Annotated in this window: 9 protein-coding genes; 4 read left to right on the top strand and 5 right to left on the bottom strand. The window is 67.8% G+C overall.

From position 1 onward, the window contains the following. Window positions 1-13 precede the first annotated feature (13 nt). Both WME85_RS41630 and WME85_RS41625 read left to right on the top strand, forming a co-directional pair. Window positions 14-1,630: a hypothetical protein gene (locus tag WME85_RS41630; RefSeq protein WP_437829484.1), complete on the top strand. Its 1,617-nt coding sequence runs from the start codon at window positions 14-16 to the stop codon at window positions 1,628-1,630. 38 nt (window positions 1,631-1,668) lie between these two features. Beyond that, the gene (locus WME85_RS41625; protein ID WP_437829483.1) at window positions 1,669-3,207 is read left to right on the top strand and encodes a hypothetical protein; all 1,539 of its coding nucleotides are present in this window, start codon (window positions 1,669-1,671) and stop codon (window positions 3,205-3,207) included. 58 nt (window positions 3,208-3,265) lie between these two features. Here WME85_RS41625 and WME85_RS41620 read toward each other — a convergent pair whose 3' ends face one another. From WME85_RS41620 to WME85_RS41610, 3 genes are read right to left on the bottom strand one after another with little or no spacing between them, the layout of a single operon-like run. Beyond that, entirely contained in the window at window positions 3,266-3,400 is a 135-nt protein-coding gene (locus tag WME85_RS41620) for a hypothetical protein (RefSeq protein WP_437829480.1), read from the bottom strand. 14 nt (window positions 3,401-3,414) lie between these two features. Next, entirely contained in the window at window positions 3,415-3,885 is a 471-nt protein-coding gene (locus WME85_RS41615; RefSeq protein ID WP_437829477.1) for an immunity 26/phosphotriesterase HocA family protein, read from the bottom strand. Continuing rightward, a complete protein-coding gene (locus WME85_RS41610) occupies window positions 3,882-10,541 on the bottom strand; it encodes an RHS repeat-associated core domain-containing protein (protein WP_437829475.1) in 6,660 nt (2,219 codons plus the stop codon). The genes WME85_RS41615 and WME85_RS41610 overlap by 4 nt, the downstream gene beginning before the upstream one ends. 1,082 nt (window positions 10,542-11,623) lie before the next feature. Between WME85_RS41610 and WME85_RS41605 the strand changes: the two genes are divergently transcribed. Next, complete coding sequence (locus WME85_RS41605) at window positions 11,624-12,196, top strand: hypothetical protein (protein ID WP_437829473.1); 573 nt, start codon at window positions 11,624-11,626, stop codon at window positions 12,194-12,196. Between the two features lie 148 nt (window positions 12,197-12,344). Here the strand turns inward: WME85_RS41605 and WME85_RS41600 are convergent, their stop codons facing one another. Then, complete coding sequence (locus tag WME85_RS41600; protein WP_437829470.1) at window positions 12,345-13,406, bottom strand: hypothetical protein; 1,062 nt, start codon at window positions 13,404-13,406, stop codon at window positions 12,345-12,347. 603 nt (window positions 13,407-14,009) lie between these two features. Between WME85_RS41600 and WME85_RS41595 the strand changes: the two genes are divergently transcribed. Then, a complete protein-coding gene (locus WME85_RS41595; RefSeq protein ID WP_437829469.1) occupies window positions 14,010-14,882 on the top strand; it encodes a sulfurtransferase in 873 nt (290 codons plus the stop codon). A gap of 24 nt (window positions 14,883-14,906) precedes the next feature. Here the strand turns inward: WME85_RS41595 and WME85_RS41590 are convergent, their stop codons facing one another. Next, window positions 14,907-16,034: an arginase family protein gene (locus WME85_RS41590; protein WP_437829468.1), complete on the bottom strand. Its 1,128-nt coding sequence runs from the start codon at window positions 16,032-16,034 to the stop codon at window positions 14,907-14,909. Window positions 16,035-16,045: the final 11 nt, after the last annotated feature.

The raw sequence follows: 16,045 nt of genomic DNA, 5'->3' as shown, positions 1-16,045 counted from the left end.
CAGGAGCAAGGACATGCCTCTTCTCGAACGGCGACGGGTGCGGCTGCTGCTCACCGTGGGCACCCTCTCCACGGTCGGCGTGGGCGGCGTCTGCGGCTGCGCTTACGACGACAGCTGCTACGAAGAACGCCTCTGCCTCACACCACCGAAGTCGCTCTGTGACGGCGACCCCGCCACGGCGATGGCGCTCGACGAATGCGGGGTGTTCGTCAGCGAGCAGGGCGACGACACGAGCCCCGGCACGAAGGAAGCGCCGGTCAAGACGCTCCAGCACGCAATCGGGCTCGCCACGCACGGGCCACGCAACGGCCAAGCGGCGACCCGGCGCGTGTACGCTTGCGGCGGGAGATTCGAGGAGAAGATCACGCTGCCCTCGGGGGTCGACCTCTGGGGCGGGCGTCTCTGCGACATCGGCGACGATTGGTCGTATGAGGGGTCGTTCGGCGGACCGAATCACCCGACGATCATCGCTCCGCCGGTGGGGATCCCGCTGCAGGTCATCGCGGGAGAAAAGGAGGGCGAGACGTCAACGGTCTTCGGCGTGCGCGTCAAGGCGGCTGACGCCTCGGCGCCCGATGGCCGGTCGTCGATCGCGGTGATTTTGAGCACGGGGGCCAGGGCGATCGTGCAGGACAGCGTGATCGTCGCGGGCAACGGCAAAGACGGGGAGCCAGGCGGGGACGCGCCGAGCTTCCGTGCGAATGCCGGCATGGTGGGGAATGACGGCGTGGACGCCTGCACCGCGGACTCCCCGACAGGCGCATTGGCAGTCGTGACCGTGTGCGACGATGGCATCGAGTCCACTGGAGGCTATGGGGGCGATGGTGGGCTCGAGTCGGGGGGCGATGGCGCTCCGGGGCAGCCAGAGCCAGCGGAGAATCCGGAGGGCACGGGCAGGGCAGGCAACGGCGCGGGGAACTCACCATGCAAAAATGGCGAAATCGGTAAGAAGGGGCTCGAAGCCGGTCGCGCTGACGGCGCTGTTGGCGCAGGCTACCTCACCGAAGACGGTTGGATGGGAATCCGCGGTGATGATGGGAAGAAGGGCGGCGTCGGTCAAGGAGGTGGCGGCGGGGGCGGCAGCAGGTCGCGCGGCCCGATGATGGCGTGTCCAGCGGGCAGCCCGCAAGGCGGTGCGGCTGGCGGTTCAGGCGGCAGCGGCGGCTGCGGTGGCCTTGGGGGCAAAGGCGGTGGTTATGGCGGGTCGAGCATCGGCGTTGTTGCGCTGCAGGGGAGCACGGTGACGCTCGAGGCGACTCGGGTGATCACGGGCAGCGGCGGCAATGGGGGGGTCGGCGGCACAGGCCAACCGGGCGGCGTTGGGCAGAAAGGTGGCCACGGCGGGGTCGGTTATGGAGCCGAGCAGTGGGACGCGTGCAAGGGGGGCACCGGAGGCGACGGCGGTCGCGGAGGCGATGCCGGCGGCGGCCTCGGGGGGTCCTCCTACGGCGTCGCTGCTCACAGCGCCTATGTGGGCATCGGGCCGGACGCCACTATACAGCTCGGAAGGGCTGGCGAGGGCGGCTTCGCAGGCAATGCAGCACCTGATGACGCGGTGGGGCAGGGGCAGGGGGGCGAGTCGATGCCTTACCGTCAATTCGACGTGCCCAATCCCGCACCGCCCCGCTGATTGTCCCCCTCGGCACGACGCCATATCGAGGACGAACGATGCGAACCACAAGAGCGATTTATCTATCCGCTGCGCTGCTGCTCGTCGTGGCCGGCTGCGGCACCGCACCGGGCTCCAACGAGCCTGGCGGAGCGGTGTGCGACGGCGCCTCGTCGTGTCAAGGCGAGCCGCCGCCGGAGTCGGTCTGTCTCGAGCGTCTCGCGGCCGATGTGTGGGAAGATGGATGCGGCGTATTCGTGGGCGGCGTCTGGGGCAGCGGCGACGATGCGAACCCCGGCACGAAAGACAAGCCGGTGCGCACGCTGCAGCGCGGCGTTGAGCTCGCGCGTACGGGCCGAGGGCGCGTTTTCGCATGCGCCGACGGGTTCCATGGGCCCCTGACGCTGCCTTCCGGTGTGGATCTCATCGGCGGGTTCGGTTGTGTGAGCTGGAAGCGCCAGCCCGGTACGCGCTCCCTGATTCAGATTTCCGATAAGTCAGACATCGTCCTGACCGTTGTGCCGGCGAGCGACGGCGACACGGGCGCCACGGACGGGGTATCGACGATCGTCGATATGGCCTTAAAGGCGTGGGGTCCGATCACGATGCTCGTTCGCTCCAACACGGCCGTGGAGCTCATCCGGAGCGAGATCCGCACCTCCTACGGATGGGCAGGCCACGATGGCGAGGAATGGGCCGGGCTGAACCGCGCAGCGGACGGGGCACACGGCATCTATGGCGGCGACGCGTGCACGACACCCGCCGTCCCCGGCGGCCCGGCGGTGGTGAACCGGTGCGAGGGTGGAATCCCGAGCATCGGCGGGAAAGGAGGGGACGGTCTTCCCGACGGCGCTGGCGACGGAGACGACGGTGAGCCGAACGCGACGTCCGACACGAACGACGGACGTGGAGGCGACGGGGATGTCTCAGGCATCCACTGCGAGCCGGGATTCTACGGGATCTACGGCGCACTCGGTACCGTAGGTGACCCCGGCGAGGGCATCGGGCGCATCAGCGAGACGGGGTGGGAGGCCGATTGGGCAGGGGACGGCACCAGAGGCATGCCGGGCCAAGGCGGCGGCGGGGGTGGCGGCCGTCGAGGCGGCCTCGCCACGTGCGGCGTGGCCTCGAAGGGAGGCGCCGGCGGCGGTTCCGGAGGCGCCGGTGGCTGCGGTGGGCGAGGCGGTCGAGGGGGCGAGAACGGCCACCCGACGATCGGGATCGTCGCGCTCCACGCTAACCTGACGGTACGCGATACCGTGATCGAGACGCTGGCCGCGGGACCGGGTGGCGATGGCGGGCCACCCGAGCAAGGGGGCGATGGCGGTCGAGGAGCATTGGGTGGCGCCGTGGGGGACGGCACGTGGTCCTGTCAGGGTGGCGACGGCGGCCGAGGGGGCGATGGCGGCTACGGCGGCCCCGGGCGCGGCGGCGACTCGATCGGCATCGCCTACCTCGACGAGGACCAGCTCACACTCGAGGGGGTCACCTACGCTCTCGGACCGCCGGGGAAGGGCGGCGTGAGCTGGGATTGGTCTGGCGACGAGATCACCGGGGAGGACGGCATCCAGGTCGAGACGCAACGTTTCCCTGAGTAGGATCACTACACATCAGGCGAACCCTGTAAACGGAGTGAAGCGCATACGCCTCGGGCGATCATCCATAGTCCTTCTGCGCGTGGAGCTGGCCGAGGACCCAGCGCTCGGTGTCGTTCTTGAATGTCCGCGTGACGTTGAGCGTCAGGTCGACGCCGTCCGTCAAGCCCTCCTCGGCGTGCACGCTGCCGAGCACTTGTTCCTTGGTTCCTACGATTCCTCCGAAGACCGTATTAGGCTCGTCAATCGAATCTCAACAGCGCCTGCTCCCATCATTCTATCGTAGGGATGCCGAGACGCCGTATCGACATCGATCTCTGTCTCTTCGATGCAGTCAAATGAGTCGTCATAGGTCGCCAGCCAGGCACGACCGGCTACCTCGTCGATGCGCGCCATAGGCAACATGGGCCAATCCGCCGGTGCCCAATCCTTGAGAGCACCAGCTATTGGCCAGTTCTTACGAAGAATCTCAAGGTCTCCAAATTTCCCAACGAGAAGGGCATTCTTTGGCAGGAGTTTTGCCATATCCACATCGCTCGCTTTCGAAACTCTTGGGCCGAAAAAATAGCCGAAGGCATGACCTTCCCCAGTAGCTCGCGCGAGCACACCTATCGCATATCCGCTATCGCGTAGGGGAACAAGAAATACGGTACCGTTAGGCGCAGGCCTGCGACGCTTCATAGCTTGTCTCCCTGTTGCAGATACTCATCCCGTCGTGGATTGGTCGGTGAAATCGGCCTCCTGCCGTTCAAGTCTGCTTCGGGATGCTGGTCGTATATGCGCTGCTCGCGACCACGTTGCGCAGGATAGCTGTCAGTCCGTCGATCAACCTCAAATTCGAGATCTTTGGTCTCCGGGTTCCGGCCATGCTCCCCCTCTCGCCGCCGAAGGTTGTTCGTGCGACCGGTCCGACGGACCTGACCGGTTTCTGGATCGCGCAACTTGTACGTTCCTCCCTTTGCGGCCGGCACCGTCCCCTGCGGGCCTGCGCTACGCGACCCCTGCGACATCATCGCCTGCGACAGCCCCTGGAGCCCCGCCGCGATGTTGCCGATCCCACCGACGACGAGCCCGGTCGACATCGCGATCGCAGGCACACCGATCGCGGCGCCGATGCCGGTGGCGCTCGTGATGCCCCCGAAGACCTCCCCCGTCAAGCCCCCGATCGTGAGGGCGAGCCCACCCACGATCTGCCCGATGGCTAACCCGATCCTGGCTTCCGGCGTCCCATGGGCCAGCACGCCCGCGGCGTCCAGCAGCCCATGACCCACGCCGGCGAAAGGAACCAGCCCGAGCGACACCCCGGCGACGAACCCTCCCTCGATCTGGACATAAGGGTTCTGTGACCAGTCGATCGGCGCCGTGGTCACCGGCTGCGGCACATACCCGGAGGCGCTCCCGGTCGTGCTGACGTCGACCGGCGGCGCCGCCGCGCCGGCCTCCGCAGCTTCGCGGGATCCTTCTACCTGGTTGAAGAAGGGATGGTTGCATTCAAGCCCGCTGCAACTCAGGATACGCCGCACCTCCGGATCGTCATGAAACTCCGGATCGTTGAAAACCTCCTGCTCTTCCGGCTCGAACCCGCTCGGATCCACGAAGTTGAGCGGACTGTTGAGCACGTAGCTGTACGGATTCCAGCTCTGTCCGAAGAACGGGAGGGAAACGATCGGGTCCGTGGTCAAGAACCGCCCGATCCTGGGATCGTACATCCTGCCCTTCATGTTCACGAGCCCGAGCTCGTCATCGCTCTCGTGCCCCGTGAACCCCTGCGTCGTCTCGCTGGAGAACGACGCCGGCGCGGGCTCTCCCCACACGGGGTTCCTTCGCTGCCCGAACGGGTCGTAGCTCTGTCGTTCGATCACGTCGCCGTCCTCGTCGGTGAGCGCATCGACCGAGCCGAGGTGATCCACGTGCACGTAGCGGGTGCCGTCGTCCGAACCTCCCCGGGTCACGATCGCCACCACGCGCTCCGGCGAGTGGACGTGGTACCGATGCTCTACGATGCCCGACGCCGCAGCGGTCACCCGTTCGTACAGATTGCCGAAGTAGAGCGTCTCTTTCTCCGGCGTGGTCTTGCGGATCCGCTGCTGGTCGCCGTCGTAGCCGAATGTTATGGTGCTCGCGCCCTGCGTGATGCGCTCCGGCAGGTTGAACGCCGTATAGCGCACGGTCGTGTCGCCGGGCCGGGCGATCTGACTCCCAACGGCGTCATACGTGAAGCTGCCTGTGCCCGCGCCGGTGACGGCGTGCGGGTGCAGCGGGTCATCGTAGGAGAGCGTTCCGACGTCCGACTTGAAGGTGAGATTGCCGTTCGGGTCGTGGTCGTAGCGGAGCGCGCAGGGCGCCGACGCGCGCTCGACGTCGCTGAAATACGCGCAGGTCAGCCGCTGGAGGGGGTCATAGCGGAAGCGCTCCGTCGTGTTCTCGGGCTGGAGCGCGTCGGTGCGGCGCGTGAGATTGAGAAGATCATCGAACCCGTAGTCCAGGTCTTGCACCTCACCCGCGCCGCTCTGCGTCACCATGTGCCTCAGGCGCTGCTTGTCGGCGAAGTAGCTCCGCTCCGTGACGGCGTCGTTGCCGAACACCTCCTCTCGAAAGCGCCCCCCATTGTCCACGTCGGTCAAGCGCCAGTAGGCGAAGCGCGTTCCGCGGTCGCGCACGGCGATCACATGGCCGTGCGCGTCGTGGTCGTGGGCCACGACGAACGGCGCCGCGCCGGCCGGCGCCGGATACGTGATCGTCTCGATGCGACCGAGCTCGTCGTAGCCCAGCCTGGCCTCCAGGGGAGCGCGCTCGCCGTCGATGCGGAGCGAGATCGTGTCGAGCTGGCCGCGGTCGGTGTACCCGTACGTCTTCTCCCCGTCAGGGCTCGTGAGCGCGTGGAGCTCGCCGATGCCATGCGCCGCGGTGTCCCAGCTCCACGAGGTCGTCAGGCGCTCGGCGCCGTCCTGGTCCACGCGCGAGCGGGGTCGCCCGAGCGCGTCGTATGCCCACGTGGTCTCTCGCCCGAGCGCATCGGTCGACGACATCAGCTCGCCGAAGCCGTCATGGACCGAGACCGTCTTGCCCCGACCGGGGTCGTCGAGCTGCCGGACGCGGCCGAACGCGTCGCGCGTCGTGCGCGTCACCGCACCGCCTGGATCAGTGACCGTGTGCAGCATGCCGAACGGCCCGTAACTATAGCGGGTGATCCCGCCCACCGCGTCGGTGATCGACGCGGTTCGCCCCAGCGGATCCTGCTCGGTCACCGTCACGTGTTCGAGCGGGTCGGTGACGCCCGCGAGCAAGCCATCGTACTCGGTCGCCGTGACCGCGTTCCACGGTGTCCTATGGCGCACTTCGCGGCCCACGGCGTCGTACTCGTAGCGGTCGTACAGCCTCTCGCTCTCGGGCGTATCTTCGCTGGCAGGCACCGAGCGCCGCGCGACGTGCTCGCCCAGCGCATCGTACCCGATCTCTTGCATGATGCGCTTCGCGTCGCCCGAGCCCTGCGCCGGTCCCGGCTCGGGTCCGTACCACCACCAGCGGATCGGGCGGCCGAGGCCGTCGAATTCGACCGTGTCGTCGTCCCCGCCGGTCGTGGTGCTCCGCTGCGTCACCCGCCATGCATCCTGCTCCGGCCCGCCGTCCTTGGTGCGGGAGAGCGAGACCGTCGTCGTCGTGCCGTCCGGGCGCGTCTCGACGCCGAGGCGCCCGAAGCCGTCGTGCGCCCATGTCGTCACGAGCTGGTTCGGATCGACCTGCTTGAGGAGCACGCCGAGCGCGTCGTCGAACTCCACGAGCGTGGTGTGCCTCGCCGCGTTCACGTACTTCTCGGGGAAGATGCCCTCTTCGTCGTACTCCGTGCTGGAGGTCCGATGGTGGCCGAAGGCGTCCTCCGCCGTGACGCCGGTGATGTTCCCGAAGTCGTCGCGCGCATAGGTCAGCGTCAGCTTCGTGTCCGGCAGGCCGTCGTCGCTCTCGGTCGACTCGGTCTCCACCTCGCCGTAGATCGTGGTCGTTCGCGTGAGGCTCCGGCACTGCGCCATCCCCGCCGCGGCGCTGCACGCCTTCTGCGTCTCGAGCTGGCCGAGGACCCAGCGCTCGGTGTCGTTCTTGAACCTTCGCGTGACCTCGAACGTCAGGTCGACGCCGCCCGTCGACACCTCCTCGGCGCGCACGTTGCCGAACGTGTCGAAGTCCGTCACCTTCGAAACCGAGTCGCGCAGCAGCGTCGCGCTGTCACTGCCGCGCTCGATCTCCCGCACGTACGCCTCGATCGAAGGCGTCGCGCCGCTCGGGGCCGGATAGACCCCTTGCGCTCGCCTCACGCGGCGCTGGGTGGGCAGCGCGAAGTACGTCGCGCCGTCGTTCGTCGGTACGAGCGTCCGCGTCACGTCGACGAACGAGAGCTCGATCTGCTCCGGGCTGGGCTGGCTCGGCAGCCCGGGAGCCCAGCGCCATGTCCGCTGTACGTGTCCCGCGAACGGAAAGACCTGGAACTCCTCATCGAACGTGACGTGATCGTAGCCGTCGATCGTCACAGCGCCCGTATCCAGGTCGGTGACGATTCGCTCCCCGAACCCGAGAAATCCCCGGCCCAGTCGGTGGTAGCGCCCGTCCCGGTAGCTGACCTCGAAGCGCCGCGGTCGGTCCGCGCCGTTGTTGAGGGCGTACGCGCTGACCACCCGCCGAGGCCCCACGACGCAGCGGCGCGGATAACCGCAGTCGTCCGCCGCGCCGGAACGCGCGAGGTAGAGCGGGCTCGCCCGCGCCGGATCCTCCGCTCTGTCGCCCGTCGCCGCCGACGCGTCGGTCAGATGGCCGTACGAGATGCTCACGCTGGGCACGAAGCCCGGCTCGGTCGGCTCGTGCGCGTTCATCCCGTCGGAGACCGCGACCAGAAGATCCTGATCCGCCGAGCGGTTCTGGAACACGTTGAACACGCCGCCGAGCGACAGGATCACTTCCTGGGCGCCGTCCCCGTTGACGTCTCCGATGCGCGCCCCGCGTGGATCGGCCAGGGTGACGGCATCGCCGAGGCTGGCCTCGAACGGAACCTGCGGGTCGACGAGCCTGAACGCCGGCCCCGCGCGGTCGCCCGTCGCCAGCAGGATGGCCCATGACGGGAGCGCGTCGGAGCCGCCCAGCAGCATGCCCGGAGGGACAGGCATCAAGAGATCCTGCCGCCCGTCGCCGTTGAAGTCGAGCGGCACGGCGAGCGGGAAGAACGCGTCCTGATCCGGGAAACCCAGCAGATCGCCGAAGCTGATCGCGTCGACGCTCCGGAACGGCGAGGCCACGAAGGTCGGCCCCGTGTTGAAGTAGGTATACAGCTGGTGGCTGCCGGAGTCGGATTCGACGGCGTCGGGCAGGCCATCGCCGTTCACGTCGAGAAAGACGACGCGGCCCCCGGCCCACACGATAGGCAGCTCGGTGTCGATCACCTCCCAGCGGCCGTCGCCCCGGCGCATGATCGCGTCGTAGTTCGATCCGGCGACGACCGTTCCGTCACCGAAGCGCACCAGAGACGGCACGACGAGATCGATCTTGCTGTCGGCGTCGACGTCGAGCGTGTGGAGCTCCGTGTCGCAGGGATAGCCGGTCAGCAGCTCGATCGATTCGCTTGCGGCGTCGAATCCCGCGAGCGTCGCGCCACGCGCAGGCCTCCAGAGGTGGACGGTCCACGCGGGGAAGACCGGGATCGGCGCCTGTCCCTCGCGGTCGTGGTCCTCGCACTGGATCAGATCCGCCGCGCCATCGCCGTCCAGGTCGGCGAGGTGCATCGAGGCGCCGGGACTGCTCAGGCTCGGCGGCGCGGGCTTGGCCCCGAGCGGGAACGGCCGGCGGATGCCCGTGTCATGAAGCGCGAAGGTCCAGTCTGGCCGGGACAGGAGCACATGCCACGTGGTCTTGGCATCGTAGACATCGTGGAGCAGGACGTCCATCAGCCCATCGTCGTCGAAGTCCAGGACGGTCCCGAGTTCGGGCTGAAGAAGGACCGGATCGGAGGGCCCAACCGGATCGGCGACGATCGGCCACTCCTCGAGGAAGGCAAGCTCCGCCGGTGCGAGGTACGCCGGTGAGGCGCGCGGCCCGAGGTTTCGCGCCGCCCACCATGCGGTGATCGGATTCGACGGCGTGCTGAGCGCCGCGTCGCTGTCGGGAATTACGAGGTCGTCGCGCCCGTCGCCGTCGACGTCGAACACCATGGGGCTTGCCAATCTGGAGATCGGCTTGTCGACGTCCGTCGCCAGCCGGTCGAATCCGGGCTTCGCGTGGCTGTACTGAAAACCCGTGGGAGGCATGCAGACCCCGTCGCTCGCGCACTCCTCGACCTGGGTCAGGAGCGTCCGGCTCGTGGTCGGGCTGAGCTCGTAGCGGAATCCGTAGCTCCGGACCAGCGCATCGCCCGGGCCCAGCATCTGGATCTCCTCGAGGCGAAGCGAGCGCTGGAGCGCCATCCCGCCCGAGTAACCGGTACGAATGGCCGCCGCGTCCTTGGTTCCGTATACGAACCGCACCGCCCGGGAAGGCTCGAGCGACGGCGTGCCCTCGAAGCTCGTGTACCGGATCTCATCCACCGCGTACTCGGCGGCATGGCCGTCCTCCGCCTCGGCGAGGCAGTACGCGTACGTCATGGCGTTGCCGCGGCCGTCGCGGGTCTCGTTCGCGAGCCATGCGCGCGGGACGCCGCCCCGCGCGAGCGGCTTGCTGCCACCGGTACGCCCGTACTCGACGACGCGGCCAGACGGCAGGTACGCCTCGAAGAAGAGCGCCTCGGCGGGCGCACCGCCCTCCGGAGGGTAGTGTCCGACCACCTTGACGAAGGTATCCGGGAACGTCCGGTACTCGATGGTTCCCGACCCCTGTCCCACGGGGACGAGGCGCTGGCCGTCGAGGCAGAGCTTGTCGTCGCCGTCGTACCGCACGCCGCGGATCTCCCCGTCTTGCGCGAGGCTGCTTGGACATCGCGTGATCGCGGACAGGCCGGCTATGGAAAAGCCGGCACCGAGCACGCCATCGCCGCCGTCGCTGCGATAGACGAGCTGAATCCGGGGACCTACGCCCGCCCGCGCGGGCAGCGAGTCCAGATCCATGGTGTACACAGCCTCCCCGGTGCTCGTGATCGAGAACGTCCCCGGGATGGTGCCGGCGGCGACGGTCTCGACCGTCGGCGCGGGTCGATCCACGGCAGGGCTGTGGGCCCTCTCGGTCCGGCAGGCGAGGACGCCCTGACGCGGATCCATGGGCGGGTCGTCGAAGATGCACTGGCATCCCCCCTGCGCGAGCACGCAGGCGAGAAACATCAAGAGCGGGATTATCGCCCGGAGAACGCGTCGAAGAACGAGCGCCATCGCAGCCTCCCTCGCACCGAGGAGGCCATGGCGTGGCGACTCGAGTCAAGCGCCGGACCGGCTTCGATACGCCCTCCCTATGCCGAGCTCAAGGCATGTGTCACGCGCGGCAACAGGGATTGCGCTGTGTCGATCACGCTTTCGGCCGTCCGCGCTGGAGGCGAAGCAAGGGGAGATCGATCGGAACACGCATCGCGCACGTCCTCGCCAGGCATCCTACGCCGGTGCCGCGGACGCGTCGCGACGAGATCCTGCTGCTCGTGGCGCGACTCGACCTGGACGCGCGGGTCGCGTCCTGCGCCACGCGCCTACCTTAGCGCCCCCTCCGTGTCGCCTCCGCGGGCGACGCCGACGGAGCGCGCAGAATTACCAAATCGGGCCCTTCGCGCCCCCCCGCTTTCGGCCCCTCAGCGGCGCTCCCCAGGACACCTAAACTCGCGACACCACATGGTTCCTCGCCAGGCGCGCTCAAGGGTAACTCGACACGAATTACCTTCAGAGCAGAGTTACCTTTTCGTGCCCCTTCCGGCGGCGTCGGTCACGGTTGCTCACGACCCCAACACGGATGGAGGTAAGGAATGACACGAGCGGGTCTCGCGCGTGGTTCGGCACCGCTTGCTCTTCGTCAGGCTGGCAACGGCGTGCGCGCCATCGACAGAGAGAGCCTGGCTTTGTGCCAGCTCGGCCAGCTGGACCTTCGTCTCGGTCGCTGGGAGGACGCCGCCGAGGAGCTCTCCCGCTGTATCGAGCAGATGCCCGCTCCGAAGAACGACACAGAGCGCCGCCGCTTCGAGGTGTGGCGCGCCGACTTCGCGGCGGCGCGGCGGCAGGTAGGCCAACATCATGTGCTTCCGCCTCCACGATCGACACGAGTCCTGGTAGACGGAAGGGAAGTGGGGGCAGCTGGGCGCGTCCATGTCGCTCCAGGGCAGCACGAGAGGAGGTCAGCGACATCGGTGTCTATCTACAGAAGGCGCATGATCTGGGCGCCGTGCACGGTGCCTTGAGCCCGGAGCGGGTGCTGATCACGGCCGAGGGGGAATACGCCTTCACTCAGTTCGGAGACAGGAACGAGGACCAACATGAGCAACACGTTCAGTCTAGAACCCATGTTCCACCTGCTCAGGAGCCTCACGCATGGAGCATCGCTCGCTCCGGTGCTTGGCCTCGGGCTCATGCAGATGGGGTGTGGCGAGTCGACCGATATAAGAGGGAGGGCGGTCGCCACCATCGTCTCCGAAGCGACGGGAATGATTGACAAGGCATACGTCATGGATACGGGCAGTACCGGCACGGATACGGTCGAAGCTGGCGAGGACTGGGACATCACATGCAGCGCCGGCAGCGCCGGCACGCCGCATGTGACTCTGACGGACATGCGGCTGGCTGACGGAACCCAAGATGGGTTCTACCAGATCTTCTTGAAGGAGCACGACGGTACTCAGGACACATCACAGGAGGCAAACGTGGCGGTGATGCTGGGTCCATATTACTACACCGGCTTCTGCGAGGTCACGTTCGACAAGACGAATGACGAACCCTACGAAGCAGATGTCCGGTCGGCGGTGTGTCCCGAACTGAAGACCAGAAGCGGCTTTCCTGCCCGTCTCGAATCCGCGTCCTTCCACGTGAAGTGCTGCGAGGGTGGCTGCTAGCTAGCCAGTTGTCGGGGACGAAGAGTACGTGCTCGGAAGCCCGCGGCGAACCGCCGTTCCAAGGTCCGCAGATGTGGCGATGTGAATGGTCATGAGGCCCTCAGAACTTGCATGCGCGGTACTTCGATGACGGTGATTCGCCGGCCCTTCACAGACGGGCGAGCCGTCCATCTTCGAGCAGCACCCAAGGGGCGGAATCGGAGTACACCTCGCTGCCAGCGATGGGCAGACTCGGCGCATCTGCGAGCTGATCAAGGCCATGATCTCGGAGTCGCCTCCCACGTTCGGTGAGGCGATAGACGTTCGAGAGCATGGGGTAGTCAGGTGGCTTCGGGCCAGGAGCGCGCTCCACAGCGGCGCTCGAGTCGTGCTTCGCCCATTGGGCAAGACGATCTCGCAAGAACAGGTCTCCTGTGCAGGAGACGAGATCCCGCAAGTCCAATCCAAGATCCGATTTGTTGCACATTACTTGTACGGGAGTCTGCCACTCCTCCACCGACAGGATGGTCAGAATGAGATCGTCATATCGGCTGAGACGTAGGGTGCCTTCCGTGGTCCTTCTCGGAAAGAAACAAGATAGAAGCCCCCACAAGGAGGAGAGCTCTGGAAATCCGTCGACGCCACGCGCGCAGCTTTCTACGAACGGCAAGAGGTTCTCATCGGCGTAGCTGTCCCAGAGACGAACGGCACGATCGTAGCGTTCGACTGGCCACGGACACGCCTTGTCGAGACGATCCAGAAGAACCTCGTCGGGGTGGTGGGCTACCGACTCGGAGCAGTTGAACGGCGGTATCCGTGGTGGTTCGGAAAACCTTTTCATTGTGCCGCGCACAAGCTCGAGCTCGACGATGAGAACGTCACTGCGCGGGATCCCCAGATGCTGCAACCAGCTACAGGTCCTCCAGAGGTTCACCCGTTCATTAAGGCTCACTGACACCCACACGACAATGGGCGCCTTCCAATCGACGTCGGATGAGTAGAGCCGATCCCATTTCTCGCCCGAATCGTCTCTGTCCGAACACTCTTCACATAAAGAGGACCACGCCTCACGCATCCGGATATGCTCTAGCGGGTCCCGGCGATTCGGCCCGATGATGAAGGATTCGGACGCGCGCACGACATTGGTCGCGCCGAGTTGCATCAGACGCTCTGTCGCTCGCATGTCGAAGGTGACGTGTGTCGCACCCAGAAGGATCGGGCGGTTCGTCATGCTCGTTAAAACCCGCACTTGTAGCAGATCTCATAGGTGTAGGGTTTCTCTGCCTGACACTCGTCACGACAGATCTCGCAATAAGTAATACCCCGGGCGTTCCTGCGTATACAACGCCCACCAATCTCTTGGCATTTTACGTAGCTCTCGGTGCATGAGTGAACCGGCGTGCACCCTGCCATCAGCTCGAATGATTCGCTCCCTACTTCTTCCCCTTGGTCTTCGTCTCCCTCTCTGAGGTAATCCCCAGCCCCTGCTGACCCCGTCGGGTATCCAGCACCCGCCCCACCCGGCTCGACCGTATCGCAGGTGTATTGCAACTCGCATGCCGACGCGAGCAGTGTCGCTAGCGCGGCACACGGCACGAGAGCGCCCGCCTTCATCAGCAACCCGTGTTGCATCGGTTCCCCCGAATGTTTCGGATGCGAGTTTCCGCTGCCGCAACAGCAAGGTGGCGTCAACGGGTGAGGAGGCCCAGATCGGCGCATTCGTCGCTGGCGGCGGCCGGTGGCCAGCTCGTGGGCGAGCGCGATCCGCGCATGCCCATCAGGGCTCCCGGTCGCCGGGCTCCGCCGACGACGGCGCATTGCTACCATGCCCCGCATGCGCGATCCCCTCTCCGTGCCGACCGGCCCGCTCGTCGATGTCCCCTGGCTCGCGGCGCACGCCGGCGACCCCCGCGTCCGCGTCGTCGACTGCCGCTGGTACCTCAGCGGTCGTCGCGGCGCCGACGAGTACGCCCGCGGGCACATCCCCGGCGCCGTGCACCTCGACGTCGACGCCGACCTCTCCGGTCCGGCGCAGGGAGGCCCCGGGCGCCACCCGCTGCCCGACGCGGCGGCGTTCGCGCGCGTGCTCGGCCGGATCGGGGTCGGGCCGCAGACGGTGGTCGTCGCCTACGACGACGCGGGCGGCGCCATCGCTGCCCGGCTGTGGTGGCTGCTGCGCTACTTCGGCCACCCGGGCGGGCGCGTGCTCGACGGCGGCCTCCAGGCGTGGACCGCGGCGGGGCACCCGCTGTCGACCGACGTGCCGGCGATCGCGGAGGCGCCCGCGATGGCGCTCGCTGCCGGGGGCGCCGCGGTCGTGGACAAGGCGGCGGTCGACAGGCTGCGCCGCGATCCCTCGGCGGTGATCCTCGATGCGCGCGCCCGGGAGCGCTACGAGGGGCAGAGCGAGCCCGTCGACGCGCGCCCGGGCCACATCCCCGGGGCGCGCTCCGCCCCGTTCGCGGAGAACCTCCGCGCGCCCTCCGGTCCCTTCCGCGAGCGCGACGAGCTCGAGCGGCGCTTCCGCGACCTCGGCGCGCTCGAGGCGGCCACCGTGGTCTGCTACTGCGGCTCCGGCGTCACCGCCTGCCACGACCTGCTCGCGCTCGCGACGCTCGGGCGCGCGGACGCGATCCTCTACGAGGGGTCGTGGAGCGACTGGGCCCGGGACGAGGCCCTGCCCGCGGCGAAGGGCCCTGATCCCTGAGCGGCGTCAGGCGAGCGCGCGGCGTCAGGCGAGCGCGCAGCCGAGCGTGGCCTCGATCGTCTCGCGCAGGTAGCTCACCGAAAGCGCGAGCGTGCGCGCCGAGCTCTCGGGCGTCGGCTGGAGCGCCGGCGCGACCTCCATGAGGTCGCCGCCGATCAGGCCTACCTCGCGGCCGAGGCGGCGGATGAGCGCGATGACGAACTCGGGCGAGAGGCCGTCCGGCTCCGGGGTCCCGGTGGCGTCGGCGTGCGCGGCGTCCGTGCCGTCGATGTCGTTCGAGAAATATACGCCCTCGACGCCGGTGCTCTTCACGTGGGCGACGATGGCGTCGAGCGCCGCCTCGGGATCGGCGCGGCACTCGGCCGCCCAGAACTGCCGCACGCCGTAGCGGCTCTCCCAGTGCTCGCGCGGCTTCTGCGAGGCGCGGATCCCCACCTGCGTCAGCCGGCCGCCCCGGCCGACCAGCTCGTTCGCGTGGTACGACCAGGTGGCGAAGCAGTACGCGACCCCGAGCCGCTCCTCGAGGAGATCGGTGTGCGCGTCGGGCTGCACGATGCCCCACGGCCTCTGCTGCGCGCTCCGCACGCGGGCGAGCGCGCGAGCGACCGGGAGGGCCGTGGAGTGATCGCCGCCGAGCACGATCGGCGCGACGCGCGGGTTGATCGAGAAGACGAGATCCAGCGCGCGCTCGGCGATGGAGAGGGGGGAGACCGGCAGCCGCGACGCCGCCGGCTCGGGCACGCCGGGGTAGAGGGCGCGGCGCGACGCGGCCTTCTGGCCCTCCGAGAGCATGTCGTCGTGCAGGAGCTGCGGCACGACGAACACGTCGCCGATGTCGACGAGGCCGACGTCGCGCGCCCGCTCGGGGAAGTCCGGGAAGGCGTCGAGGAGCGCGGTCCGGATCGCCTGCGGGCCCATGTTGGACCCGCGGAGGAACCCCGCGCCGACGTCGGACGGGATACCGAGCAAGATCGCGCGCGCGCCGGCGATCCGGTCGAGCGACGCGCGGAACCGGGCGAGGACCTCGTCCTGGGTCGCGGCGCCGTAGAGCCGCCGCTGGACGTCGAGCTGCTGCGCGCGCCCGGTCGAGACGAGGTAGAGGCCCCCAGCCGCCGGACGCAGCAGGAGCGCGAGCTCTTCTTGCGGGGTCATGCTCGACGAGG

The sequence above is a fragment of the Sorangium sp. So ce1153 genome, assembly GCF_051521595.1.
Lineage (GTDB): Bacteria > Myxococcota_A > Polyangia > Polyangiales > Polyangiaceae > Sorangium.
The sequence above is the reverse complement of the archived record's forward strand: the minus strand, read 5'-3'. Positions and strand labels throughout refer to the sequence as shown.

Bases quoted from the DNA above. Each gene is read 5' to 3' on its own strand.
- WME85_RS41630 (WP_437829484.1), top strand. From the start codon at position 14: ATGCCTCTTCTCGAACGGCGACGGGTGCGGCTGCTGCTCACCGTGGGC.
- WME85_RS41625 (WP_437829483.1), top strand. From the start codon at position 1,669: ATGCGAACCACAAGAGCGATTTATCTATCCGCTGCGCTGCTGCTCGTC.
- WME85_RS41615 (WP_437829477.1), bottom strand. From the start codon at position 3,885: ATGAAGCGTCGCAGGCCTGCGCCTAACGGTACCGTATTTCTTGTTCCC.
- WME85_RS41610 (WP_437829475.1), bottom strand. From the start codon at position 10,541: ATGGCGCTCGTTCTTCGACGCGTTCTCCGGGCGATAATCCCGCTCTTG.
- WME85_RS41605 (WP_437829473.1), top strand. From the start codon at position 11,624: ATGAGCAACACGTTCAGTCTAGAACCCATGTTCCACCTGCTCAGGAGC.
- WME85_RS41600 (WP_437829470.1), bottom strand. From the start codon at position 13,406: ATGACGAACCGCCCGATCCTTCTGGGTGCGACACACGTCACCTTCGAC.
- WME85_RS41595 (WP_437829469.1), top strand. From the start codon at position 14,010: ATGCGCGATCCCCTCTCCGTGCCGACCGGCCCGCTCGTCGATGTCCCC.
- WME85_RS41590 (WP_437829468.1), bottom strand. From the start codon at position 16,034: ATGACCCCGCAAGAAGAGCTCGCGCTCCTGCTGCGTCCGGCGGCTGGG.